Here is a 23,527-nt window from a genome sequence, read left to right on the forward strand (position 1 = left end):
GCGGATGTCGAAGAAACACGGAGGCAAGCTGCGATGAGTCTCGTTACCTTCATCATCCCTGTTCGTCATCAGGACAACGCCCGCGACTGGGGGCTGCTCAAGGCGAACCTTACCCAGACAGTTGCGTCGATTTCGAACCAGACCAACGGCGATTGGCAAGGCATCATCGTGGCCAATGAAGGCGCGGATCTCCCGGACCTGCCGGCAGGCTTCAGCGTCGTGCGCGTGACCTTCCCGCCCAATGTCCTGCATGAGATCGACAAGGCCAATGTCGAAGACGTCTACGACGCTTTCCGCGCGGACAAGGGGCGGCGCGTGCTGATGGGCATGCTGGCCGCGCGCGACAGTAGCTTCTTCATGATCGTGGACGATGACGATTTCGTCAGCGCCCGCATCGTCGAACATGTGGCGGAAAATCAAAACACCAATGGCTGGACGATCGACAAGGGTTACATCTGGGACGACGGTGGCAAGATCCTGCTCGGGTATGACGACTTCAGCCATCTGTGCGGAACATCGCTCATCATTCGGGCCGCGCTCTATGGCCTGCCCGAGCGTTTCGAAGATGCGTCGCTGGACTGGATCAAGTCGATGCTGGGCAGCCATGTCCGCATCGCCGACATCCTGGCCAAAAATGGTACGCCATTGGCGCCACTGCCGTTCCGTGGCGCTGTCTACCGTGTCGGCCATGCCGGCTCGCACAGCAAGGCGCCCAGCCTGCTGGTCAAATATTTCCTGAGCTGGGAAGCCCTGAAACGGCCACGGCGCCTGCTGCGCAGCATGGGCAAGCTTCGGCTGGTTGACGATGGCGCAAGGCGGGAGTTCTTCGGCCGGGCCGCGTAGCGCTTCGTCCTCGTAATGTGCCACTTCACCGCTTGCGGCGGAGTGTATAAACCGGGGTGAAAAATCCTGGGTCGCGCGTGTCGAACTATCCGCTTTCCTACAAGCTCTCCTGGCTGCCGCGTTTCCTGAAACCGTCGCTGCACAGCGATGCGGAGGATTTCGGACCGGCAGCGGCGGACCTTTTGGTGCCTCGGCCAGCCAGGACTGTGCGACTGGCTTTTGTCGGTGATATCTCGGCTGTCGCTTCCAGCCAGGCGCCGATTTGTGATCCAAGGCTGAAGGAGTTGCTGGGCTCCGCCGATCTGGTAATCGGCAATTGTGAAAGTCCGATCGTCGAGTGCGTGCGGGCGAGGTTCGGCACGTGGCTCGGTACACACCACGCCATGAAGGAGGCTTTCTTCATTGAGGCGATGGCCGCGGTCGGTATCCGTCATGAACGGCTGGTGCTGTCGCTCGCCAACAACCACATGCTCGACCAGGGTATCGAGGGCTTCGAGGAGACGGTCGGTGCGTTGCAGCGGCTCGGCATCCGTATGATCGGGACGGCACACGGTGGCCCAATGCTTCCGGTCAACGCGGGCGGTCTCACCATCGGTTTTGCTGCCTTCACGCTTTGGCGAAACGCTGCCGAGGCATTGTTTTCTGGCCGCGTATCAACAGAATCCAACCCCGAGCGCTGGCCCACGGGCAGCCTGGGGAATGCGGATCTCTTATGCGCGGTGCCGCATTGGGGCTGGGAATTCCGGCATTTTCCGCAAGCGGAAACGTTGGTGCTGGCGCGGCGGCTGACCGAATACGGCTTCGGCCTGGTTGTCGGACATCATGCGCATGTCCTGCAGCCGGTGGACCTGATCGGACAGGCGCCTGTTGCTTATGGGTTGGGCGACTTCCTGGGCACTGCACTGGCACGGCAACCCTGGCCGGGGCGTATCGGCGGGATCTTCACTGTCGACATAAGCGCTGAACCGGAGAGTCTCGGCAAGGTCGCAGGATATCGGATGCATCCGTTTGTACGGCTGAGGGACAGCGGCCGCGAACGACTGGTGCCGGCGACGGATCTTGGCGGAACTTTGCGTGCCCGTGTCGACGAGAGGCTGGCTCGGGTTCTGGGGGCAGCTCAGCCGTAGCGCAGTTTCATGGCGACGATGGCGCCGACCAGCATGAAGGTGAAGCCGTTGGCGAGAATGACCGGCCAGGAGCCGATCAGGATGCCATACAGCGCCCACAGCAGGATGCCGAAGGCGAGGACGCCGGTGGTGACAAGCGAGATGTCGCCTGCGCGACGCTCGCGGGCGATCTTGGCGACTTGCGGAATCCATCCGACCGTCGTGATGAAAGCAGCGACCGCGCCGATAATTTCGATCGAGGGGTGCAAGACGTAAACTTTCAGAAAGATCGGCCGGGAGCGCCGATTGAACCGGTCCAATATGCCAGAATGCGCGATTCTTGGGAAGAGAGGTGCGAACTGGACCAAAGAAGAATTGGGCTCATCGAGGGGCATCGAGGTAAAAATGTCCTGGGTGTGTGATTTTTGCCCTAACCAGCTGAAGGAGAACGAAAAACGGCGTTTCCCGCCGAGTTACATGACTTTAAGTCTATGATTTCGTTTGGCAAAGTTATTCAATGTGATTTGGTCCCGGCGCCTTGGGCTCCTTAGTTTCTGATGTCCCGTCGTTTTCGCAGCGCCGCAGGTGATTGTGTGAAGCTGACCGGGGCGCTTCCGATCCCAAAAAACGGAGCTCTGACCATGAATAAAATCAAGATGCTTGCCGCGACCGCTTTCGTCGCGCTGTCTGTATCGGCCGGCTATGCCGCAACAGTGCAAGGCACGATCAAATCGATCGACCCGGATACCAAGTCGTTCACCCTCGATGACGGCAAGATCTATCAGCTTCCGGCGGAGTCGACGGTCGACAAGCTTAAGGTCGGCATCAAGGTGGCGGTGACCGTCGACGACAAGACAGGCATTGTCACCTCGATCGTCAAATCATCCTGAGCCCGACGCGAAGGCGTTTCCTCCCAATCTGCGTGCTGTTCGGAGAAAGCCGGCCGACAGGTCGGCTTTCTTGTGTCTCGCGGCTGCCGATCGCACCGTCGTGGTATGGCCTTTGCAAAAGGCCCGCGCTATCGGTTGGAAAACGAGGGCAACATGGCCGTGCAACGCATGGGGAACCGTCAAAGCGGCTGGCGACCTACCCGGCGACTGTTGCTCGGTGCGGCGGTGGTCGGCGGTGCCGTTTTGTGGGGCGGAAACACCATAGCCCGGCTGATGCGCAGCCCTTCCTCAGCGAAGGACGCCGGACGTATCGCCGACGTGGATGGTCACGCCTTGCCTCTCCAGCCACTGGAAAATGCGCCGAGCCATGATGCGGGTCTGACCTGGCTGACCAAGGGCGGGACCGTGAATGATGCCAGCGGGCTTTCGCGCACACCCATCTACGGCATGGTCGAAGTGAGCAATGAAAAAGACGTAGCGGAAGCACTTTCGTTTGCGCGCACCAATGGCCTGAAGGTCTCGATGGCGGCGGTACGACATTCGATGGGTGGTCATGCCTTCGACGACAATGCCGTCGTCCTCGACATGCGCAAGTTCAATGCCGTCTCGGTCGACGCGACTGCCAAGACGATGACGGTGCAGCCCGGTGCCACCTGGCACGACATCCAGAACATCCTGCATCCGCGTTTTGCGGTGAAGGCGATGCAGTCGACCGATATCTTTTCCGTCGGCGGCTCGCTGTCGGTCAATGCGCACGGCATGGACCATCAGGCCGGTTCAGTTGCCGGTTCGATCCGGTCGCTGCGCTTCATGCTGGCCGACGGCTCGGTGCTGAGGTGTTCGGCGTCAGAGAATGCCGACCTGTTTCGCCATGTCGTCGGCGGCTACGGCCTGTTCGGCGTGGTGCTGGAAGCAACGCTCGACATCGTCGACAATGCTGTCTACCGGACCAGCCGCGAAATCATAAAATCCGAGGAGTTTCCGCGGTTCTTCAGCGAGATCCTGGAACCAAACCGCGAGATCGGCCTGTTCTACGGCCATCTGTCGACGGCACCGGGAAATTTCCTCGAAGACATGATCGTCTATCGCTACGAAAAAGTGGCCGAGCAGCCGCCCGGCGATCAACCATCGATCGGCGAGCCCGGTGCGGTCGGTGTCAAGCGCCTGATCATGAACCTGGCGAAATGGGGTGCGCCGTTCCAGGAAGTGAAATGGTTCACCGAAAAGACTCTGGAGCCGCGCTTTGAAAGCTGCACGGTGGCGCGCACCGCGGCGATGGGCGAGGGGGAGGCCTGTCTCGTGACCCGCAACAACCCCATGCACGATTCCGTGCCGTATCTGTTCAACGATCTGGCGGGTGAAACCGATATCCTGCACGAATATTTCGTGCCGCGCGCTGCCTACAATGCCTATGTCGCCGAGGTGCGCACGATACTGCGCAACCAGCCCTTGCCGGTGCTGAATGCCTCGGTGCGAGTGGTGCACAAGGAGGACATTGCGCTGAACTATGCGCCGCAGCCCGCCTTCTCGCTGGTGCTCTACATCAACCAGCCAACATCCGAAGAAGGCAGTGCGCAGATGCGGCAATTGACGCGCGCACTGATCGACGTGACCATCCAATATGGCGGTCGTTTCTTCTTGCCCTACCAGTTGCACTACACCGGCGCGCAATTGCTGGCATCCTATCCGGAACTGCCGCTCTTCCTGGCACGCAAGCGCAGCTACGACCCCGACGAGCTGTTCTCCTCGACCTTTTATCGGGCCTTGAAGGCACTCAGCCCCACAACCTGACGCAGCGGAGAATTGGGATGCGATACGGAGCGACGATGGCAGGTGTCATTGCTGTCATGCTTGTCTCTGCCCCAGCGGTTTCGGAAGATCTCAAGGCCTACAAACTTACCATCGACGGCGTTTCAATCGACATCGATCCCGGCGAGGACGCGACCGTGACCCTGCCGAACGGCAAGGATGCGCGGATCAGGTTGGAACGCAATGCATTCGCGACCTTCAGCAGCAACAGCTTCTCTTTCGTGCACCCGAGCACGGTGACGGTAACGAAGACCAGTCTGTCCAAGGGAATCGACCAGCATCTGATGGCCTCGGCGGTCGGCTCGATGGTCATAATCCAGGAATATTCCGATATGAACCCGGTTATGCTCAACCAGCTCATGCTGCAGGAAATCACCAAGGAATCGGTACGAGCGGGTGGAAAGCTCACGCAGAAAGCCGGCTCGCGCAAGCTTGCCGACGGCAAGGTGCTGCAGGGGCTGACGGCTACGGTGAAGTCCCGCACCGACCAGGTTGCTTACGAGGTAATGAGCTACGGAACCGCAGACCAGGGTGTGGTGGTGATCACCAGCCTGGATGATGATAACGCAGCAGCCGACCTGCCGATGATCGACAAGTTCTGGCAGAGCCTGAAACTCCACATGGGCAAGTAGACGGTGATCACCATCCGCCCTGCAGTTGCGCCGAAAGCCAGCCGGCGGAGCGTTTCAGGATCATGGCGGTGTTCGAGACGGTCCGGTCCAGCCTGGTCCTGACCAGCGTGTAACCACTCTCTGTCCGATAGAGGGTTGCGTCACTGCCGTCGACATCGGGTTCACGGGCTTCCGTCCTGATTTTGATTGCCGCTGCGGGACGTGGGCCGACCGGATTTTCCGGTCGATGCAGGCCAAGTGCAGCGATTTCATCATCGAGCGGAGCCGACGCGACTTTTGGCAGAGCGGCTGAGACGGTCATAGCCGTTTGCGGCTGGACGGTGCGGCATATGCCGGAGACCACCGGATAGTTGAATCCCTTGCGGTGCTGCAGCATCTGGTTTTTCATCGCAGCTTCACAGTCGGCGACCGTCGACCATTTGGCCGGTGTTTCGCCGATATATTCACACAGCTTTGCGTCGCAGTCGCATCCCACGATGGTCATGGCGACAAGTGCGGTCTTGATCACGGCTGAGCCCCTCGAAATCAGAAACAGGATCGCTCAGCAACACGGCGGGATTTCGCTGCGATTGTGAAATCAGCGTGGCGGAAAGGGTCAATAATCGTAGACGTGCTCCAGTCTTGCCCCACTCTCGATCAAAGTGGGGACGACGGTATGGAGCTTGCGCACGGCGACGACGAGGCCGGTGCGACGCAACGCGTGGTCGGCCGGCAGCGGATAGGAGAACAACTCGCGGGCGCCTTCGGGAACAGCAACCGGGGCATTGGACAGAACCGTGGCCATGATCTCGTCATTGCCGCCGATCTCGACGAAGGAAACGCCTTTCCCGATCAAACGCGGGATCATCTCCGTGAAGACCTGGTAGCGCTTGGTGACGAAGACGGCGCCATCTGCGCCATGATCGCGTTCCAGCAAGGTGTCAGGCTCGCCGCGCGTCGCCTCACCGACCGGTCCCTTGGCCCAGACATGGATGTCGAGCAGTGCGGGGTCGGAGGTGGCGGCGAGCGCCTGTTTGATCAGATCCGCGTAGCCCTGCTTGATCGTGTCGGCGAGGCCGAAGGCGAGCTTGCGTTCATTTGGGCGCACCGCGCCGTCACTTGCCGCGGGCTCGACCGCAAACAGACCTGCGCGCTTTTCGGCATAAGGGAATTGATACCACGGTACCTGGTCGAGGAAGGCGGCATAGTCTGCCGCCACCCTGGCCTGGTAGACATCTGCGGTCGTGCGATGGCCACCGATCGCTTCCGTGACGCGGCCGACCGTGTTCTCATAGGCCCATTGGATGACGTGCTCGATCGTGTGGCTGGTGCCGATGACCGCCAGCATCTGATGGTTCTGCCCGTTGAACGGGTATGCGGAACTGGCACGGATAACCATCGCATAGTCCTGCCAGAAGCGACCGATGTAGGACCAGTAGGGAAAGCCGCTCGGCGGATTGTCTTTCACATAGCCGGCATATTCGCGCGCGGCATAGACGATGGCCCATTCCGGATAGGTGAGGAAGGTCGATTCTTCCGGCCGCTGGTAGCCGGGAATCTCGGCGCGCACCTTGTCTGCCAGTTCCTTCGGTGGTGCGCCTTCGGCAATGCCGGGCAGGGGGGCAGTGTCGAGGGGTGAGGTGGAGAGCCAACCATAGGCAAGGCCCAGGATCGGGATGAGCAGGACGATGACGGCCAGCCAGACGATCGTCTTCAGGATGCGTTTCAGCCAACGCAGCACGAACATGGTTCAAGCCGTCGCGAAGTGGTCGTGTACACGTTTGGCCAGCCGGAAGCCGATGTAGACGGCGATGCCTCCGATCAGGATATGCGGCAGGTTGGCGAAGAAGCGTGCCGGGAACTCTATGTCGCTGAAGGAACGGAAGCCGTTTATGAAGATGCCTCCGTCAAGGCAGCCGGAGCCGGTGATGAGGCCGAGCACGCCGTCGAAAAGGTAAACCGAGCCGAACAGCTTGAAGTAAAACACCGACTGCCGGTGCGAGACGAAAGCGGCGACCGCAGCCCAGACACTTGAGAAGGCATGCAGCAGATCATCGTACCACTGTAAGGAAAACAGGCCGAAGAGGTAGCCGTTGGCATCGTTGAAGGCGGGAACATAACCGATCGCCACGACGGCGAAGAAAAGCACGGCATAAGCCAGGGCGAGTTTCTGGATCAGCGTCATGGAAGGTCCCTCTCTCCTCGAATGACAAGGGGACGATAGCCGATTCCGTTCCTGTGTGCAGCCGTGGCGCGTTGGGTCACGCAGTGGCCGTGCCGGCGACCGGAGCATCTGGAAATCGCCATTGTGAAGCAGGCCCCAAAAACAGTTGGCGCCGGGATCTCTCCCAGCGCCTCCCTGTCAGACCAGGACCAGTCAGCGGCGGCAATTTCCGAAGGACATTGCACCTGCCGGCCTTGATTTTGACGACCCGTCCGTCGGCCTCCCCGAAGGGCTGCGTTCATCCGGATCACGCCGGTCTCTACCCTTGCGGGCTTCGGTCGACGTGCCATCGAAGGTCTTGCCCGGCCTTCATGGCTCGCATCGGTCCGCCGTTGGCGTTCGCACGCTTTCCGCGGCCCCGCACATCGCGGCTCTTGATTTCGCAACGAGCAAGCCCGTTGCTGATCTGCGCGGTGCAGGCCTCAGGAGTTCCGCGCGGTTGCCGTTGTCTTTCGACCGTTCAATCCGTGGCCGCCTGAGATGATTTAACCATACGCCCGATCACCGGGATGTGGAACCACGGACGGCCTGTGAATACTGGGGTTATCGGGAATAACGTGTGGTAAAAGGAGTTTTTTCGGGTAAACGGGACGGTTTTGCCCAAGCCGCCAACTTGCGTGCAACCGCCGCCGCCCTTGCCGAGTTCTGAGTGAGACGTTTTCATACGGGTAGGGCCACCGCAAGGGGAGACGCGGTTGAAGGTCGGCATCATTCTCAATCCCATTGCCGGTGATGGTCGGCTGAAGCGCGACTGGGTCGACGTCGCCGGCGCGCTCGAACGCCACCTCGGCCGCTTCGAGATGCGCGAGACACTGGCGGAAGGAGATGCAGAGCGCCTGGCGATCGAATTCGCAGCCGAGGGATACGAATTGGTCATTGCCGCCGGTGGTGATGGTACAGCCTCCGAAACCGCGGATGGCCTGCTTCAGGCGGCAAGGGAGGGTTATGACAGCGCGGCGCTCGGCCTGCTTGCGTGCGGTACAGGATCGGATTTCGCGCGCGGGCTCGGCTTGCCGGACGATATCGACGCGGTGCTCGAGCGGATTGCCGCTTGCCAAATACGGATGATCGATGTCGGGCGCATCTCCTACATCGACGATCACGGCGCCTTGGCCAGCCGGCATTTCATCAACATTGCCAGCCTCGGCCTGTCCGGTCATGTCGATCGCGCGGTGAACGCGGACAGGCGCAAAGGACGGATCCCGGCAAAGGCCTTGTTTCTGTGGCGGACGGTCACGGAATTCTTCAATTACCATTTCGACGATGTGATCGTCACGATCGACGACGGGGAACCGATCGCGGGGCGTGTCGCCCTGGTGGCCATTGCCAACGGCCCCTTCTTCGGTGGCGGCATGATGATCGCACCCGACGCCTCGCTGGACGACGGACAGTTCGACATCGTCATCCTGCGCGCCGGGGGCAAGGTCGCGCTCATGCGGGACATCCGCCTGCTCTACACCGGACAGCACCGCAACCATCCGGCGGTTACCATCCTTCGCGGCAGGAAGGTCCTGGTCGAGCCGGCAAGCGGTGCTTTCGACAACAGTGCTTTGGTCGATATCGATGGGGAAGCGCCGGGCCGTGTCCCTGCAGAGTTCGAGATCATGCCCCGTGCCCTGAAGTTGAGGTGCTGATTCAAGCGCTTCGCATCTTGAATCAGCTTCCTGTCGAACTGATTCCGGAGATTTCAGCAAGTTGCTGAAAGAGTTCGAGTTTTCGACTTCTCTCTCGCGATCTCAGGGAAATAGCGGGTCCGGCGCCATTTCCAGATGCAGTTGCTTGCCATTCCAGGGATGGGCCTCGCAGACCGCTTGGTCGAGTTCAACGCCGAGGCCGGGTTCCTTTGATGGAATGACCCAGCCGTCCTGCCATTCGAGCTTCTTCTTGAGCAGAGTGGCGTGGAAACCATCCCACTGCTTCAGGGATTCCAGGATAAGGAAGTTCGGCAACGTTGCCGCGACCTGGATGTTTGCGGCGCCCACGATCGGGCCGCAATAGCAATGCGGTGCGATCTGGATGTGATAGGCCTCGGCCATTGCCGCGATCTTCTTGGTCTCGAGAATGCCACCGGAACGGCCGAGGTCTGGCTGCAGGATGGTGGCAGCGCGGTTTTCGATGACGCGAGCGAACTCGAACTTGGTGGTCAGCCGCTCGCCCGTGGCGATCGGGATCGAGGTGCCGCGTGCGACTTGCGCCATCACTTCCGGCATATCCGGCGGCACTGGTTCCTCGAACCAGAGTGGGTCGTAGGGTTCGATGGCGCGGGCCATGCGAAGCGCACCGGAAGCCGTGAACTGGCCGTGGGTGCCGAACAGGATATCCGCTCGGGTGCCGACCGCCTCGCGGATCGCCTTGATCATGCGGGCCGAGAGGTCGATGTCGAGGAGGCGCGGCTGATGGCCGTCGAAGGCTGTATACGGACCGGCGGGGTCGAGCTTCACGGCGTTAAAGCCCTGATCGACGTAAAGTGCCGCGCATTCGGCGGCGAGGTCGGGATCGTTGTAGACGTTCCGACCTTGTGCATCCTCGGAATGGACGCTGCCCTCGTGCGGATAAAGGTAGGTGTAGGAGCGCAGCTTTTCATGCACCTGGCCCCCGAGCAGCTTGTAGACCGGCTTGCCGGCCTCCTTGCCGATGATGTCCCAGCAAGCCATTTCGAGCGCGGAGAAACAGCCCATGCCCGACACGTCCGGGCGTTGGGTGAAGCCTGACGAATAGCAGCGGCGGAAGAAACTTTCGACATCATGCGGGTCACGGCCGATCAAGTAGCGTTCGGCCATGTCTTCGATCATGCGGGCGGTGACGTGTCCGGAGAAGGTGGCGTTGTAGGCTTCGCCATAGCCGACGATATTGGAATCAGTCGTCAGCTTGACGAAGATGAAATATTTGCCGCCGATGCCGGGTGGCGGGTTGCCGACAACCCAGGTCTTTACGTCTGTGACTTTCATCGATTGTCCTCCAGAACCATTTCAGCGCCTTTCCACCCCGTCATGATCGAGGCGGCGTTGGTGTTGCCGGCGATGTTGTCAGGAAAGATCGACGCGTCGATGACGCGCAGGCCGCTCAGGCCATGGACCTTCAGGCGTGGATCGACCACGGCACGGGCAGGGTCCGGGCCCATGCGGCAGGTCGATACGGGGTGATAGACGGTACCGGAACGCTTCCTGAAATCCTGAATCAGGTCGGCATCGGAAGTGATTGAAGGTCCAGGTAAAACCTCCTCCGCGATGATGTCGGCGAGCGCCGGTTGCGCTGCGATCCGGCGCAGGAACTTCACGGCGTCGAGCATTTCCGACACGTCTTCGTTGGTCGAGAAAGCGTTGGGGGTGATCCTCGGATGGTCCTGTGGATTCTTCGAACGGATCATGATCTCGCCGCGGCTGGATGGACGGCAGTTGGAAAGGCCGATGGAAAAGCCAGGCCACGGATCCGGCGAGAGGATCGGCCGTTCGCCTGGTCTCGGCAGCACGGTGGAAAAGGCCTGGAAGTACAGCTGCATGTTTGGACGAGGCTGGTCGGGATCGGTGCGGAAGAAACCGCCGCCCTGGTTCATCGACATCGACAGTGGGCCGGAGCGCAATACAAGATAGTGCAGGCCGACCAGCAGCTTGCCCCACCACGGCCGCAGGACCTGGTTGAGGGTGGGCCATTTGGCCTTCCAGGTGTAGTTGACACCCTGGTGGTCCTGGAGATTCCGACCGACATTTTCCGACTGCTGTACGGGCGCAATGCCAAGGCTGGACAGCAGATCGGCTGGACCCACGCCGGAGAGCTGGAGAAGCTGGGGCGAATTGATCGAGCCGCCGGACAAGATCACTTCGCGGCCGGCGCGCACGATTCTGGTTTCGCCGTTCTGGATATATTCGATGCCGACCGCGCGCCTGCCTTCGAACAGGATCTTCGTCGCCAGCGCATGTGTTTCGACGCGCACATTGGCGCGCTTCATGGCAGGGCGGAGGAAGCCCCGGGCCGTCGACATGCGGCGCCCATTCCTGGTCGTGATCTGGTAGATGCCTGCGCCCTCCTGGTCGGCACCGTTGAAGTCGTCATTGGCGGGCAGCCCGGCCTGTTCGACGGCCTTCAAGTAGCGGATCGTCAGCCGGTGGACACGGGCGCGATTGTCGGTGACGTGGATCGGGCCGCCGCGACCGCGCCACTGGTCCGCGCCGGCCTCGTTGTCTTCGATGGCCTTGAAGACGGGGAGAACATCGTCATAGCCCCAGCCGGGATTTCCGGCGGCCGCCCAGGCGTCGAAATCCTCGCGGGCACCGCGGATCCAGACCATGGCGTTGATGGAGCTCGATCCGCCCAGGATCTTGCCACGCGGCCAATGATCGGCATTGCCGGCAAGGCCCGGATCGGGCTCGGTCTTGTAGTTCCAGTTCACCGCGGGATCGAAGAAGGTCTTGCCGTAACCCAGCGGCATCTGCACGAAGAAACGCCTGTCGCTGCCGCCGGCTTCGAGGATGAGTACGGAAAAACGTCCCGATGCCGAAAGCCTCTCCGCCACAACCGAGCCGGCCGAGCCGGAACCGACGACGATAAAATCATAAGTCTGCATGGCGAATGGCGGTGCCCGGTCTGCTTTTTTACCAGACTAGCTGTCGCATTCGTCGCTATCACCGGCACTTCCGGCATGCGGTGTGAGAAAAACGACCGAAACAACCGAGCTGTTCATTTCCCGCAAGGGCGGTGTTCCTGCCTGCCGGCGTTGACGCTTTCCCGTCGCGCCGCTACGGCATCATGACATTCGGCACGAGGGATTTCGCATGGTGCACTACGCAGACGGAAAACCGAACGGCGACCTGACGCTGCGGACACTGGCCATGCCTTCGGACGCCAATGCAGCCGGAGATATTTTCGGCGGCTGGGTGATGGCGCAGATGGATCTGGCCTGCGGTATCCGGGCTGCCGAGCGTGCCAAGGGCAGGGTGGTGACCGCAGCGGTGAAGGAGATGTCCTTCGCCAAGCCGATGAAGATCGGCGACACGCTCTGCATCTACACCGTCGTGGAACGCGTCGGCCGCACCTCCATGACGCTGAAGGTCGAAGCCTGGGCACAACGCTACCTCTCCGATCTCATGGAGATGGTGACACATGCCGACTTCGTCATGGTTGCGCTTGACGGCGAAGGCAAGCCGAAACCCATACCTGCCGAATGATTCTTTCGGGCGTCAGGCCGCAGCCTTGACGCCGTCGAAACGGGCGCGGGCTGCGCTGACGCGACCTGCATTGGCGATGGCCCATTCCGCGAGGCCCTTGACCGGTATCAGCAGCTCGCGGCCAAGGTCAGTCAACTCATAGTCGACCCGTGGTGGAATGGTCGGAAAGACCGTGCGTGTGACAAAGCCGTCGCGCTCCAGACTGCGCAGTGTCGTCGTCAGCATCTTCTGGGAGATGTTGCCGATACAATGCTTCAATTCGTTGAAGCGCTGCGGGCCTCCACCCAGATTCTGGACAACCAGCAACGACCATTTGTCGCCGATGCGCTGCAGAATATCGCTGACTGCCAGGCAGTCGCCGGTGACATGTGGGTGCCTCGGTTTCAAAAAAGTGCCTCCTTGCCAATCGAGTTGACAGTATCAGATATAGCGTCGGTATCCAAATGATACTCCCAATTCGTCCCTGCAAGGAGTCTCCGATGTCAAAACCCAAGATCGCCGTCGTGATTGGTTCGACGCGCGCAACCCGCTTCGCCGACGTGCCGGCTGAATGGATTACCAAACTTGCCGCCAGGCACAGTGAATGGGACGTGGAGCTTGTCGATCTGCGTGATTATCCGATGCCGTTTTTCGACGAGCCGGCATCCTCGCTTTGGGCGCCATCCAGGAACGAGGTCGCGCAACGCTGGCAGAAGAAAGTCGATGAGTTCGACGGTTTCATCTTCACGGCCAGCGAATATACGCATGGGCCGAGTGCCGTGCTCAAGAATGCGCTCGATTATGCCTATACCGAATGGAACAAGAAGCCGGTCGGCTTCGTAGGATATGGCGGCGTCGGTGGCGCCCGCTCGATCGAACAGCTGCGCCTTCACGCGATTGAGCTGCAGATGGTGCCCGTGCGCACCGCGGTCCATATCGTCTGGGCGGACTACATGGCCGTGAAGGGCGGCACCAAGTTGTCGGAGCTCGAACATGTCAACCAGGCCGCGGAAGACATGTTGAACCAGCTGTCCTGGTACACGCGTGCGCTGAAGGCGGCTCGCGATGCCGATCTGGCGACGGCTGACGTCGAAGCCGCCTGAGGTTGTTCCTTCAAGCAAAGGCGGCTTGCCGCCTTTGCTTTGGATTCAGCGCGCCGCGCCTTGTTGCCCGCCAGCCAGCCGCGCTGCGATGACCTTGTCGATGCGGCGGCCGTCGAGGTCGACGACTTCAAAGCGCCAGCCCTGGGCGTCGACAGTCTCACCCGTGGTCGGCAGGTGGGCAAGGTGCGACAGGAGATAGCCGGCAACGGTCTCGTAGTCGCGATCTTCCGGCAGGTCGAAACCGAGCAGGTCGGCCATCTCGTCGGCCGGCATATAGCCGGCGAGCAGCCAGGAGCCATCCTCGCGCTGGACGGCGCTTTCCTCGTCGTCGCCGGCATCGAGATCGGATCGGAACACACCGGTGATCGCTTCCAGGATGTCGGCCGGTGTGACAATGCCTTCGAAATGGCCGTATTCGTCATGGACGAGCGCCATCGGCACTTCGGATTCACGCAGGGTTGCGAGTACGTCCAGCGCGTCGGCCTGATCGTGCACGATCGGCGCGGTCTTGACGTGCTTGCGCGGATCGAGCGTGCGGCCTGCGAGCAAAGCAGCCAGGACGTCTCTCGTCTGCACGACGCCGATCATGGCGTCGACGCTTTCGCCAGCAGGCAGGCGCGAGTGCTGCGTCTCCATCAGAAGTTTGCGGATCGCCGTGTCGTCGGCCTGAAGGTTGATCCAGTCAACGTCCGTACGCGGCGTCATCACGGCGCGCACGGCGCGGTCGCCCAGGCGCATGACGCCGGCAATCATGCGGCGCTCGTCCGACTCGATCGTGCCGTGGTGTTCGGCTTCGGCCACCAGCATCTTGATCTCTTCGTCGGTGACCTTTTCCTCGCTTTCGCCGCGAAAGCCGAGCAGCCACAGAACGGCGCGGCCGGAGATGTCGAGCACGAAAACGATCGGCGCCGCGATCTTGGCGAGCACCGCCATGAAGGGCGCCGCACGGGAGGCGACACGCTCAGGATCCCGCAACGCAATCTGCTTCGGCACCAGTTCGCCGACGATTAGAGAAGCATAGGTGATGATCGCCACGACGATACCGACGCCGACCGGATTGGCAAAACGCGGGCCGACACCGGAATCGGCCAGGAAATCGGCGAGCCGCTCGCCGAGCGTAGCGCCTGAAAAAGCACCCGACAGAATACCGACCAGCGTGATGCCGATCTGGACGGAAGACAGGAATTTGCCAGGATTGGCGCCGAGCTCCAGCGCGCGCGCCGCACCGCTGACATGGCGATCGATCATCGCCTTGAGCCTTGCCGGACGGGCAGAGACGATGGCGAGTTCGGACATTGCCAAAAGGCCGTTCACGCAGATGAGAGCGACCACGATAGCGATTTCAGCGTAGAGCATGCGCGCTCAATAGCATCCCGCCTGCCACTTCGAAAAGCGGCGGCAGGCGTTTTGTCCAAAGCGCATTGAACTTTGATTGAGTGCGCTGCCCTGGAGCGTTTCCATTTTCATGGAAACGCGGAAACACTCCAACGCCTTGTTTCACGCAATTCCAGACGGAAAACCGTTTTCACACTGTTCCTGGAGTTGCTTTAGCGACAGGCGCGATAGCCGTTCCTGCGGTTCTTGATGTCGAAATGGAAGTGGTTGCGGTGATCGTAGTTGTAGCCGGGGCCGAGCACGGTGGTGAAGTAGTCGCAGCCGTCGGAACGCACCGAATCGAGGAAGCCGCTGGTGCGGAAGGCGAACCAGCCGGGCTTCCGCACGTCGATGTCCTCCCCATTGTTGAGTTCGATGCTCATCACGTCGAGCGCGTTGCCCTTGCCATGTTCCGACAGCACGCCTTCCCCGGCGATCCTGCGGCAGGAATAGCTTGACCCCTGGCGGATGGTTTTGACGCCTGACAGATAACGCCAGCGTGCGGTCGGCACCAGTTCGCGCTTGGTCCATGCGGCAAAGGTCGCGGCCATATTGCAGGTCAGCGTCGCTGCCGGCTTCATCTGGACGCTGCCGATCGCCGTCACCTTGACCGGATGTGCGATGCCGCATTGTCCTTCGCGGATCGGAGAGAGATCGGTGTAGGCGACGTCGAGCCGCTTCAGTTCGCTGCGGCAGTCGATCTCTTCCGAGGACAGTTGCTCCACGGGCGACATGGGCTCGTCCATGCGCGGATAGGCCGCCGTCATGTAAGGGTTGGACGGTACCAGGGTTTGCATGCCTGACAATTCCGGTGCGGCAGGTGCCATCCTTGGTACTGCAGAGGTCGTCGAGCCGACATCGACTGCAGGCTTCAGTTCGAAGACATCGCCGGTCGTGCAGGCGGCGACCGTCGCCAGAATGCTCAGCGCGGCAAGTCGCCTTACCGCGGTCCACGGTTCGCGCCAGGGTCGCCCGGCGATGAAAGTTACTCCGGCCATCGTTCTTCCCGTCCCTCGGGCAAGCCCCTCGAGCCAAGGCTGTTTTACGCCTGAACGGTAAAGGAAAGCTCAGCGGAGCGGTTTACGGCTGTGGTCGAAATGCGGCGGAGGGGCTATTGGCAGAAGGTGCCGCCATTCTTGCGCGGGGCGAGATCGAGATGCAGATGAAGGGCATGGTCGGCGTCGCTGCCGGGGCCAAGCACCGTCTTGAACGGTCCACAGGCTGCCTTGCGGATCCGGTCGATCAGCTTCGCCTGCGGCGCCGATGAGGTCTTGCCGACCTCGACGGTGGTGCCGTCCTTGAATGTGAACGCGGCAATGTCCAGGGCGTTGCCGAAAGCATGCTCTGAAAGCTTGGAACTGCCGTTGCGAGGGCGACAGACATAGCCGGACGCCTGCGAGATGGATTTCAACTCCTGGCCGAGTTCGGCTTTTGCAGCAGGCGCAACCACATCCTTGACGAAGCGGGACATGGTTTCGGCCATGGCGCAGTCGAGTTCGACATCCGGTGTGACTTCGACCGACTGTCCCAGTTTCTTCAGCATCAGCGGATAAGGCAGCGAGCAGCCAAGCGCATCGTCGTGCTTTGCCTTTGCCTCGTCGAATTCCGCACCAAGCGTTTTCAGCCGTTCACGACATGCGGTTTCCTCCGCAGGCATCCTTTCAGCGGGTGCGATGTTCGAGCGAGGATCGGGCAACGGCTTCGTGGCCACGGGTTTTTTCCAGTCCGATGGTAGTTCAGGCCCCTGAAACGGTTTGCGACCTTCCTGCTCATTTGCAGCCTTGTCCGGAGCCTTGTCCGGGCGCGCCTGTGGCAGTGGCACGTCAGAGGGGACAGGGGTTTCAGGAGAGATAGGTGCGATTTCGTTCATGTCCCTGCGGTGGGCTTCCGGGATTGGCGCCGTTGCGGGCAGTTTCGGAGATCTTGCCGAGGCCAGGGAGCCGTCGAACGAGGCGACGGTACCCAGAAGCGTGATTCCGATTGCCGCCAGCGGCCGTTTCAACAGCGTCATGAAACGCAAACGACGACTGCTCCCTTTGGTTGCCTGGCGCCGAGAACGCTTCGTTCACAATGGGTTACGGCATTGTTGCAGAAGGCTCGCTGCTGCAATGGACAAAGGCAGTTGACTGGTGCGGCGGGTGGCTTGAAATGGGCATCCCTCCTTGTCTCTGGATTTCCCGATGTCGCTGATACTTTCGCCTCGCGTCCTGCCGATCCTCATGCTCATCGCTTCGAATGTCTTCATGACGTTCGCCTGGTACGGGCATCTGAAATTCAAAAGCTCGCCGATCTGGATTGCCGTCATGGGCAGTTGGCTGATCGCCTTCTTCGAATACTGGCTGGCCGTGCCAGCGAACCGCATCGGCAACCAGGTTTATTCGGCTGCCGAACTCAAGACGATGCAGGAGGTGATCACGCTGACCGTCTTTGCGGTGTTCTCCGTGCTCTATCTCAAGGAAACGCTGACCTGGAACCATGCCGTCGGCTTTGCGCTGATCGCCGGTGGAGCAGCGTTCATTTTCAAGGGATAGATTATGGACATGGCGGGATGAAATCGAACGCCTTCGGCGTTATCCTGTCATTGATAGGCCAGGAGGAGTTCCCCCAATGCACAAGCGACTTCTGATCCACGCGGCGGCCGTTCTTGTCGCCATGCCGTTTGTCACCGTCCAGGTCCAGGCTGCCGGTGGTGGCGGTGGTAGCGATACGCCCAGCCCGACGGTGACCAAATGCAAGAAGGGCGAGGTCTACGACACCAAGTCCAAGAAGTGCGCGCCGCCCAAGCAAGGCATGCTGGACGACGACAACATCTACGAGGCAGGGCACGATCTGGCTATGGCCGGTCGCTATGACGAGGCGATCGCGGTCCTGACGCTAGCCTCGAACAAGAAGGATCCGCGCATCCTCAATTATCTCGGGTACTCGCATCGCAAGTCCGGTCGCATCGTCGTCGGGCTCGGCTATTATGAAGAGGCGCTGCGGCAGAATCCGGACTATACGCTGGTGCGCGAATATCTGGGCGAAGCACGCCTGCAGATGGGCGATGTCGCCGGTGCGCGCGAATAGCTGGGCGAGATCGAAAAGCGCACGGGCAAGCAGTCGCGCGAATACGGCATGCTGTCCGAGCAGATCGACCACTACGACAGAAGCTGAGTGCCTGCCTGGCGGAATCAGGAGAACGAGGCCAGACGTCGCGGTCGGCGGAACCTGCCGATACGGGAGCTTGCGCCCTGCTTTTTTGAGATGAAAATCGGCTAGAGATTGCTATATTACGGGAATCTGAGGTGAGACGGTTCCGTCAGCCAGAAGCTGCCGGACCGTTTTCTTTTTGTACCCAGCGACAGGGTCGGTCCCGCTTCAGGGGCTGGCAGGAAAAGGTGAGATGATGAACAAAGTGCCGATGACAGGCGGAGGTTTCGAGACTCTCAAGGAAGAGCTGCGCTGGCGCCAGCAGGAAGAGCGGCCGCGCATCATCGAAGCGATCTCCGAGGCACGTTCGCATGGCGACCTTTCGGAAAACGCCGAATATCACGCCGCCAAGGAGCAGCAGAGCCTCAATGAAGGCCGCGTCAGCGAGCTTGAGGATCTGGTGGCGCGTGCTGAAGTCATCGACGTCTCCAAGCTCTCCGGCAGCACAATCAAATTTGGTGCCACCGTTGTCCTCGTCGATGAAGACACCGAAGAGAAGAAGACCTACCAGATCGTCGGCGACCAGGAAGCAGACGTGAAGGCGGGCAGGATTTCGATCTCCTCGCCGATCGCTCGCGCCCTCATCGGCAAGGGGGTCGGCGACGCCATCGAAGTCAACGCGCCAGGTGGTGCCCGCGGCTATGAGATCGTGAAGGTCCAGTTCGTCTAGGCCCTTCGATATTCGAGGCCGGGCCGTCGTCCAGGCGCAGCCTCTCCTTTGGCTATCTGCCCTGCAGCCTCAGCAAAGCCATCGCCTCGGCGACCGCTGCCTGTGGTGTCACAGGCTGGTCGCCATGAGCGACAAGGGTCGAGGCATATTGCCCGCGCGGGCCGGTGAGGCCCGGCTCCGTCGTCAGGAAAATCGCAACTGTGGGCAAGCCGAATGCCGCTGCCAGATGGGTGAGGCCGGTATCAGCGCCGATGACGAGCGTGGAGCGGCCGATCAGCCCGGCGACCTCCGACAAGGGCGATTTCGGCAGCACCAGCGTTGCCGGCACGGCCTTGCCGATCGCCTCGGCCACGGCTCGTTCCTTTTCGTTCGACCAGGTCGTGACCGGCGTAAATCCCCGCCCGACCAGCAGCCCGGCAGTGGTGATCCACTCCTGAACCGGCCACTTCTTGTCCTCGCGGCTGGTGCCGTGCAGCAGGGTCGCCACCTGTCCGGTCGGGATCGGCGTATTGCCCGAGGGCACGGCGATGCCGGAATCGAGTATCGACAGGTCAGGCTCGTAGCCGAGCGCCAGCGCAAACAGGCGTCGCGTGCGCTCGATGGCGTGCAGATCGCGCGGGACGCCGTAGCGCTGATCGTAGAAAAGGGCGGCGGAAGGTTCGCGCGCGCTTGCCTTGTCGAAGCCGGCAATCGGCGCACCGGCGAATCTCGCGACGAAGGCCGATTTCAGCAACCCCTGCGCGTCAAGCACCAGGTCGTAGCGAGCGGCGCGCAAGGTCTTGCGCAAGGCGGCTCCTTCGCGCCAGGTGTCAGGCGACAAGATCTGCCTGCGCCAGCGTCGCAGCGCTACCTTGTGGATCGTGCCGATTGCTGGATGCAACGCCACGATGCCGGCGAACGCTTCTTCCACGCACCAGTCGAAGCTGATGTTGGCCCGGGCACGCAGAGCGTCCTGAACGGCCGGGAAGGTGTGGATGACATCGCCCATCGACGAGGTCTTGACGATGAGGACTTTCATGCCGCCGTCGCTTGTTCCATCAGCCGATCCGCTGCCTGGACGACACGTTCGACATCAAGCGTGTTGAGACAATTCATGTGGCCGAGCGGACAGACCTTCTTGTGGCAGGGTGAGCAGGAAAGCTGCAGCCATACCAGTTCGCGTTTTTCAGCGAGCGGCGGCGTGTTTTCCGGCGACGTCGAGCCGTAGACGGCGACGATCGGCGTGCTGACGGCCGCGGCGACATGCATCAGGCCGCTGTCGTTGGACACTGCCAGCTTCGCCGCGGCGATGACGTCGATGGCGTCTTCCAGGCGGGTCTTGCCGGCAAGGTCGACGCAGCCAGGTGCCAGTGCCGCGATCTCCGCCGTCACCGCGCTGTCATTCTTCGAGCCGAAGAGCACGACCTTCAAACCCTGCACCATCATCGCGCGGGCAAAGCCGGCATAGGATGCGCTTGGCCAGCGCTTGGCCGGGCCGAATTCCGCTCCCGGCATCATCGCCACGAACCTGCCCGGCTGGAGATCGTTGCGCGCAAGCAGTTCGGACTGGTTCGTCGCGTCCACGGTCAGTTGGGGGGGCTGGAACGTGCCGCCACGCGCCAGGGAAAAGAAGCCGTAGGCGGTACGCCGCTTTTCCTTCTTGGGTTGCCCGACGATGTCGGTGAGCAGGCCGTAGCGCATTTCGCGCAGATGGCCGACGCGTTTCGGAATCCGGGCAAAGAACGGGATCAGGGCCGATTTCAGGCTGCCTGGCAGCACATAGGCCATGTCATAGCGGCCCTTGAGCATACGGCCGTATCTGCGCCGAACGCCAAGCTCCAGCTTGCCCGACGGCACCGGCATTTCGATCTGCTGGCGGACCTCCGGCATGCGCCCAACCAGCGGGGCCGCCCATGCTGGCGCCATGACGTCGATTCCGGCATTCGGATAGAGCTCTTTCAATGCCGAAAACAGGCATTGCGCCATGACCATGTCGCCCACCCAGCGGGGGCCGATCACGAGGATCGTCGGGCTTTCAGCCATTCGACATAGTCTTTCACACCGGTTTCCACGTCGCGGAACTGTCCGTTGTAACCGGCAGCACGCAGGCGGGACATATCAGCTTGGGTGAAGCTCTGGTAGCTGCCCTTCAGGTGGTCGGGGAAGTCGATATATTCGATGCTGCCCTTGCCGAGCGATGCGATGACGGTTTCGGCGATGGCACGGAACGGTTGAGCGCGGCCGGTGCCGCAGTTGAAAATGCCGCTGGCGCCGCGCTTCCAGAGCCAGAGATTGACGTCGGCGACATCGCCGACATGAATGAAGTCGCGGCTCTGCTCGCCCGGGCCGAAACCGTCATAGGCGCCGAACAGTTTCGGGTTTTCGCCGCGACCGACCTGATTGAACAGATGGAAGGCGACCGAGGCCATTGTGCCCTTGTGCTGTTCGCGCGGGCCATAGACGTTGAAATAGCGCAAGCCGGCAACCTGCGAATGGCCGGGGCCGACCACGCGGCGGACATAGTCGTCGAAGAGTTTCTTCGACCAGGCGTAGACGTTGAGCGGCAGCTCGAAGTCCTGCTCTTCCCGGAACACCGAACCGCCGCCGTAGACGGAGGCCGAGGATGCGTAAAGGAACGGGACACGCTGTTCGAGGCAGGCATGCAGCAGGTGCTTCGAATAGGCGAAATTCACCTCCATCATGAATTTGCCGTTCCATTCGGTGGTGGTCGAGCAGGCGCCCTGATGGAAAACCGCTTCGATCCGACCGAGCTTGCCGGCCTCGAATGCGGCCGGGAATTCGTCCTTGTCGAGATAGTCGGCGATCCTGAGATCGGCCAGGTTGACGATCTTGTGGCCGTCGGTCAGGTCGTCGACGACAAGGATGTCGTCATGGCCTTCGGCATTGAGCGCGGCGACGATGTTGGAGCCGATCATGCCGGCGCCGCCGGTTACGATGATCATCGGGACCTCGAATTGTTGAGCGGATCGCGGTCCTTATAGGAGAGGCAAGGGAGCGTGTCGACAAGGGTGCATCGCATGGCAGGCAAGGAACGTCGCCGCAGTTGCGCTGCCCAGCTTTGCGGTATATCCGCTTGCGCATGAGCGAGTTGCACCTGTCTTCTCCCGAAATCCTTCACCGCGCGATCGCCCGGTTCGCCGATATCACCGTGCTGGTGGTCGGTGACCTGATCCTCGACCGCTTCGTCAACGGCGTGATCGAACGCATCTCGCCGGAAGCGCCGATCCCGGTCCTGCATGGACGTGGTGAAACGCAGGCGGTCGGCGGCGCCGGTAACGTCGTTTCCAACATCGTCTCGCTGGGTGGCAAGGCAATCCCGATCTCGGCACTCGGCGACGATGCCGCCGCCGGCAACATCCTGCGCATGTTCGCGGAACTGGGTGTCGATACGGATGGCATCGGACAGACGCGCGATCGCATGACGTCATCGAAGAGCCGTTTCAGCGCGCTCAACCAGCAGGTTCTGCGGTTCGACGAAGAGGAAATCCGGGCGCTGGATGCCGCGGAGCGGGCAAGACTGCTCACGGATTTCCGGGCAGCACTTGCCGGGGCCGACATCGTCATCCTGTCCGACTATGGCAAGGGCATCCTGCTTGATGGCGTTGCCGCCGAATTGATCGCGATCTGCCGCGAGGCTGGCAAGGCGGTTCTCGTCGATCCGAAGGGGCGTGATTATGCATGCTACCGCGGTGCGACCGCGGTGACACCCAACCGCAAGGAACTGGGCGAGGCGGTTGGGCGCTCGGTCTTCGCCGACGACGATATCGTTGCCGCCGCGCGCGCACTGATCGCGGCGAATGGTTTCGACTTCGTCCTGGCGACCCGCAGCGAGAAGGGCATGAGCGTGGTCGATGCGCAATCGGCGCGCCACATCGCGACGCAGGCGCGTGAGGTGTTCGACGTTTCCGGTGCCGGCGATACGGTGATTGCCTCATTTGCACTTGCCCACGCTGCAGGCGCTGACCGTGCGGCCGCCGCAGCCATTGCCAATGCCGCCGCCGGGGTCGTGGTCGGCAAGCGTGGAACGGCGCGCCTGACGGCGGATGAGTTGACCGGCGCATTGTTCCGCTCGCATGGCGCGGTCCACAAGGATGCCGTGCTCGACATAACCGCCGCGCAGCGTCTGGTGGCGACCTGGAAGGAAGAAGGCCTGACAGTCGGTTTCACCAACGGCTGCTTCGACATCCTGCATGCCGGTCATGTCAGTCTGCTCAATGCCGCACGCGGCCAATGCGACAGGTTGGTGCTTGGGCTGAACAGCGATGCCTCGGTGCGGCGGCTGAAAGGCCCCGACCGACCCGTAAATGACCAGCATGACCGTGCCTGCGTGCTGGCGGCGCTGGCTTCCATCGATGCCGTGGTGGTCTTCGAAGACGATACTCCGCTGAAACTGATCGAGGCTCTGCAACCCGATATCCTGGTCAAGGGCGCGGACTATACCGTCGATCAGGTCGTGGGTGCCGACGTGGTGCAAAAAGCCGGCGGCCGTGTGGTTCTCATCGATCTCGTTGCCGGCAAAAGCACCACCGGCACCATAAGCAAATTGCGCGCCCGTAGCGGAACCTGA

24 protein-coding genes and 1 pseudogene are annotated in these 23,527 nt (G+C 61.4%); 12 read left to right on the forward strand and 13 right to left on the reverse strand.

All coding sequences use genetic code 11. The annotated features are described in order from the left end of the window. The first annotated feature begins 33 nt into the window (after positions 1–33). On the forward strand, positions 34–843 hold the full coding sequence (locus ACFWYE_RS08375; protein WP_379110724.1) for a galactosyl transferase: 810 nt from the start codon (positions 34–36) through the stop codon (positions 841–843). A gap of 56 nt (positions 844–899) precedes the next feature. Continuing rightward, positions 900–1,970 carry a CapA family protein gene (locus ACFWYE_RS08380; protein ID WP_379110726.1) on the forward strand — a complete coding sequence of 357 codons (1,071 nt, stop codon included), beginning with the start codon at positions 900–902 and terminating at the stop codon, positions 1,968–1,970. On the opposite strand, the gene ACFWYE_RS08385 is transcribed toward ACFWYE_RS08380, so the two are convergent. Then, positions 1,961–2,218, reverse strand: a complete 258-nt coding sequence (locus ACFWYE_RS08385) for a SemiSWEET family sugar transporter (RefSeq protein ID WP_379067756.1) — start codon at positions 2,216–2,218, stop codon at positions 1,961–1,963. The genes ACFWYE_RS08380 and ACFWYE_RS08385 overlap by 10 nt on opposite strands. 372 nt (positions 2,219–2,590) lie before the next feature. On the opposite strand from ACFWYE_RS08385, the gene ACFWYE_RS08390 reads away from it, so the two are divergent. The 3 genes from ACFWYE_RS08390 to ACFWYE_RS08400 all read left to right on the forward strand — a co-directional run bounded on the left by ACFWYE_RS08390 (position 2,591) and on the right by ACFWYE_RS08400 (position 5,280). Then, on the forward strand, positions 2,591–2,839 hold the full coding sequence (locus ACFWYE_RS08390; RefSeq protein ID WP_379067759.1) for a DUF1344 domain-containing protein: 249 nt from the start codon (positions 2,591–2,593) through the stop codon (positions 2,837–2,839). 153 nt (positions 2,840–2,992) lie between these two features. Continuing rightward, on the forward strand, positions 2,993–4,630 hold the full coding sequence (locus ACFWYE_RS08395; RefSeq protein WP_379110728.1) for an FAD-binding protein: 1,638 nt from the start codon (positions 2,993–2,995) through the stop codon (positions 4,628–4,630). Between the two features lie 35 nt (positions 4,631–4,665). Further along, positions 4,666–5,280 (forward strand): hypothetical protein, encoded by a 615-nt coding sequence (locus tag ACFWYE_RS08400; protein WP_379110730.1) that lies wholly within the window; start codon positions 4,666–4,668, stop codon positions 5,278–5,280. A 7-nt stretch (positions 5,281–5,287) separates the two neighbouring features. Here the strand turns inward: ACFWYE_RS08400 and ACFWYE_RS08405 are convergent, their stop codons facing one another. From ACFWYE_RS08405 to ACFWYE_RS08415, 3 genes are all read right to left on the reverse strand, one after another. Beyond that, positions 5,288–5,788 carry a hypothetical protein gene (locus ACFWYE_RS08405; protein WP_379110732.1) on the reverse strand — a complete coding sequence of 167 codons (501 nt, stop codon included), beginning with the start codon at positions 5,786–5,788 and terminating at the stop codon, positions 5,288–5,290. Positions 5,789–5,875: 87 nt separating this feature from the next. Further along, complete coding sequence (locus ACFWYE_RS08410) at positions 5,876–7,006, reverse strand: hypothetical protein (RefSeq protein ID WP_379110734.1); 1,131 nt, start codon at positions 7,004–7,006, stop codon at positions 5,876–5,878. 3 nt (positions 7,007–7,009) lie between these two features. After that, positions 7,010–7,444, reverse strand: coding sequence for a hypothetical protein (locus tag ACFWYE_RS08415; RefSeq protein ID WP_379110736.1), 435 nt, complete (start codon positions 7,442–7,444; stop codon positions 7,010–7,012). A gap of 734 nt (positions 7,445–8,178) precedes the next feature. Here ACFWYE_RS08415 and ACFWYE_RS08420 point away from each other — a divergent pair. Next, complete coding sequence (locus ACFWYE_RS08420; protein WP_379110738.1) at positions 8,179–9,117, forward strand: diacylglycerol/lipid kinase family protein; 939 nt, start codon at positions 8,179–8,181, stop codon at positions 9,115–9,117. 102 nt (positions 9,118–9,219) lie between these two features. On the opposite strand, the gene ACFWYE_RS08425 is transcribed toward ACFWYE_RS08420, so the two are convergent. Together ACFWYE_RS08425 and ACFWYE_RS08430 are read right to left on the reverse strand one after the other, a co-directional pair. Beyond that, the gene (locus tag ACFWYE_RS08425) at positions 9,220–10,431 is read right to left on the reverse strand and encodes a mandelate racemase/muconate lactonizing enzyme family protein (RefSeq protein ID WP_379110739.1); all 1,212 of its coding nucleotides are present in this window, start codon (positions 10,429–10,431) and stop codon (positions 9,220–9,222) included. Continuing rightward, on the reverse strand, positions 10,428–12,044 hold the full coding sequence (locus tag ACFWYE_RS08430; RefSeq protein ID WP_379110741.1) for a GMC family oxidoreductase: 1,617 nt from the start codon (positions 12,042–12,044) through the stop codon (positions 10,428–10,430). Before ACFWYE_RS08430 ends, ACFWYE_RS08425 begins: the two co-directional genes overlap by 4 nt. A 208-nt stretch (positions 12,045–12,252) precedes the next feature. Between ACFWYE_RS08430 and ACFWYE_RS08435 the strand changes: the two genes are divergently transcribed. After that, positions 12,253–12,645, forward strand: a complete 393-nt coding sequence (locus tag ACFWYE_RS08435) for an acyl-CoA thioesterase (RefSeq protein ID WP_129416279.1) — start codon at positions 12,253–12,255, stop codon at positions 12,643–12,645. A 12-nt stretch (positions 12,646–12,657) separates the two neighbouring features. Here the strand turns inward: ACFWYE_RS08435 and ACFWYE_RS08440 are convergent, their stop codons facing one another. Next, entirely contained in the window at positions 12,658–13,032 is a 375-nt protein-coding gene (locus ACFWYE_RS08440; protein ID WP_379067778.1) for a winged helix-turn-helix transcriptional regulator, read from the reverse strand. A gap of 92 nt (positions 13,033–13,124) precedes the next feature. On the opposite strand from ACFWYE_RS08440, the gene ACFWYE_RS08445 reads away from it, so the two are divergent. Then, positions 13,125–13,727 carry an NADPH-dependent FMN reductase gene (locus ACFWYE_RS08445; protein ID WP_379067780.1) on the forward strand — a complete coding sequence of 201 codons (603 nt, stop codon included), beginning with the start codon at positions 13,125–13,127 and terminating at the stop codon, positions 13,725–13,727. 45 nt (positions 13,728–13,772) lie between these two features. Here ACFWYE_RS08445 and ACFWYE_RS08450 read toward each other — a convergent pair whose 3' ends face one another. From ACFWYE_RS08450 to ACFWYE_RS08460, 3 genes are all read right to left on the reverse strand, one after another. Beyond that, the gene (locus ACFWYE_RS08450; RefSeq protein WP_379110743.1) at positions 13,773–15,083 is read right to left on the reverse strand and encodes a hemolysin family protein; all 1,311 of its coding nucleotides are present in this window, start codon (positions 15,081–15,083) and stop codon (positions 13,773–13,775) included. A 191-nt stretch (positions 15,084–15,274) separates the two neighbouring features. Continuing rightward, entirely contained in the window at positions 15,275–16,099 is an 825-nt protein-coding gene (locus tag ACFWYE_RS08455) for an extensin family protein (protein ID WP_379110745.1), read from the reverse strand. 113 nt (positions 16,100–16,212) lie between these two features. Beyond that, positions 16,213–16,812 (reverse strand): extensin family protein, encoded by a 600-nt coding sequence (locus ACFWYE_RS08460; RefSeq protein WP_379110747.1) that lies wholly within the window; start codon positions 16,810–16,812, stop codon positions 16,213–16,215. A gap of 469 nt (positions 16,813–17,281) precedes the next feature. On the opposite strand from ACFWYE_RS08460, the gene ACFWYE_RS08465 reads away from it, so the two are divergent. The 3 genes and pseudogenes from ACFWYE_RS08465 (at position 17,282) to greA (ending at position 18,960) form a co-directional block, all read left to right on the forward strand. Beyond that, positions 17,282–17,632, forward strand: a complete 351-nt coding sequence (locus ACFWYE_RS08465) for a DMT family protein (protein ID WP_379067787.1) — start codon at positions 17,282–17,284, stop codon at positions 17,630–17,632. A 76-nt stretch (positions 17,633–17,708) separates the two neighbouring features. Then, a pseudogene (locus ACFWYE_RS08470) lies at positions 17,709–18,254 on the forward strand (tetratricopeptide repeat protein). Between the two features lie 232 nt (positions 18,255–18,486). Further along, complete coding sequence (gene greA, locus ACFWYE_RS08475) at positions 18,487–18,960, forward strand: transcription elongation factor GreA (protein WP_379072949.1); 474 nt, start codon at positions 18,487–18,489, stop codon at positions 18,958–18,960. Between the two features lie 52 nt (positions 18,961–19,012). On the opposite strand, the gene waaC is transcribed toward greA, so the two are convergent. Genes waaC through rfaD form a run of 3 tightly spaced genes read right to left on the reverse strand, consistent with a single transcriptional unit; the run spans position 19,013 to position 21,902 of the window. Then, entirely contained in the window at positions 19,013–19,978 is a 966-nt protein-coding gene (waaC, locus tag ACFWYE_RS08480; protein WP_379110749.1) for a lipopolysaccharide heptosyltransferase I, read from the reverse strand. Further along, entirely contained in the window at positions 19,975–20,982 is a 1,008-nt protein-coding gene (gene waaF, locus ACFWYE_RS08485) for a lipopolysaccharide heptosyltransferase II (protein ID WP_379110751.1), read from the reverse strand. The genes waaC and waaF overlap by 4 nt, the downstream gene beginning before the upstream one ends. Continuing rightward, complete coding sequence (rfaD, locus tag ACFWYE_RS08490) at positions 20,955–21,902, reverse strand: ADP-glyceromanno-heptose 6-epimerase (protein ID WP_379110753.1); 948 nt, start codon at positions 21,900–21,902, stop codon at positions 20,955–20,957. The genes waaF and rfaD overlap by 28 nt, the downstream gene beginning before the upstream one ends. Positions 21,903–22,039: 137 nt before the next feature. Between rfaD and rfaE1 the strand changes: the two genes are divergently transcribed. Beyond that, positions 22,040–23,527, forward strand: coding sequence for a D-glycero-beta-D-manno-heptose-7-phosphate kinase (rfaE1, locus tag ACFWYE_RS08495; protein ID WP_379067800.1), 1,488 nt, complete (start codon positions 22,040–22,042; stop codon positions 23,525–23,527).

Origin of the sequence: Mesorhizobium sp. NPDC059025 (assembly GCF_042739655.1) — a bacterium.
Taxonomy (GTDB): Bacteria; Pseudomonadota; Alphaproteobacteria; order Rhizobiales; family Rhizobiaceae; genus Mesorhizobium.

Coding starts and splice junctions, on each gene's coding strand:
- ACFWYE_RS08445 (WP_379067780.1), top strand. CDS start 13,125: ATGTCAAAACCCAAGATCGCCGTCGTGATTGGTTCGACGCGCGCAACC.
- ACFWYE_RS08450 (WP_379110743.1), bottom strand. CDS start 15,083: ATGCTCTACGCTGAAATCGCTATCGTGGTCGCTCTCATCTGCGTGAAC.
- rfaE1 (WP_379067800.1), top strand. CDS start 22,040: ATGAGCGAGTTGCACCTGTCTTCTCCCGAAATCCTTCACCGCGCGATC.
- greA (WP_379072949.1), top strand. CDS start 18,487: ATGAACAAAGTGCCGATGACAGGCGGAGGTTTCGAGACTCTCAAGGAA.
- waaC (WP_379110749.1), bottom strand. CDS start 19,978: ATGAAAGTCCTCATCGTCAAGACCTCGTCGATGGGCGATGTCATCCAC.
- ACFWYE_RS08455 (WP_379110745.1), bottom strand. CDS start 16,099: ATGGCCGGAGTAACTTTCATCGCCGGGCGACCCTGGCGCGAACCGTGG.
- ACFWYE_RS08435 (WP_129416279.1), top strand. CDS start 12,253: ATGGTGCACTACGCAGACGGAAAACCGAACGGCGACCTGACGCTGCGG.
- ACFWYE_RS08415 (WP_379110736.1), bottom strand. CDS start 7,444: ATGACGCTGATCCAGAAACTCGCCCTGGCTTATGCCGTGCTTTTCTTC.
- rfaD (WP_379110753.1), bottom strand. CDS start 21,902: ATGATCATCGTAACCGGCGGCGCCGGCATGATCGGCTCCAACATCGTC.
- ACFWYE_RS08375 (WP_379110724.1), top strand. CDS start 34: ATGAGTCTCGTTACCTTCATCATCCCTGTTCGTCATCAGGACAACGCC.
- ACFWYE_RS08395 (WP_379110728.1), top strand. CDS start 2,993: ATGGCCGTGCAACGCATGGGGAACCGTCAAAGCGGCTGGCGACCTACC.
- ACFWYE_RS08430 (WP_379110741.1), bottom strand. CDS start 12,044: ATGCAGACTTATGATTTTATCGTCGTCGGTTCCGGCTCGGCCGGCTCG.
- ACFWYE_RS08425 (WP_379110739.1), bottom strand. CDS start 10,431: ATGAAAGTCACAGACGTAAAGACCTGGGTTGTCGGCAACCCGCCACCC.
- ACFWYE_RS08390 (WP_379067759.1), top strand. CDS start 2,591: ATGAATAAAATCAAGATGCTTGCCGCGACCGCTTTCGTCGCGCTGTCT.
- waaF (WP_379110751.1), bottom strand. CDS start 20,982: ATGGCTGAAAGCCCGACGATCCTCGTGATCGGCCCCCGCTGGGTGGGC.
- ACFWYE_RS08400 (WP_379110730.1), top strand. CDS start 4,666: ATGGCAGGTGTCATTGCTGTCATGCTTGTCTCTGCCCCAGCGGTTTCG.
- ACFWYE_RS08410 (WP_379110734.1), bottom strand. CDS start 7,006: ATGTTCGTGCTGCGTTGGCTGAAACGCATCCTGAAGACGATCGTCTGG.
- ACFWYE_RS08465 (WP_379067787.1), top strand. CDS start 17,282: ATGTCGCTGATACTTTCGCCTCGCGTCCTGCCGATCCTCATGCTCATC.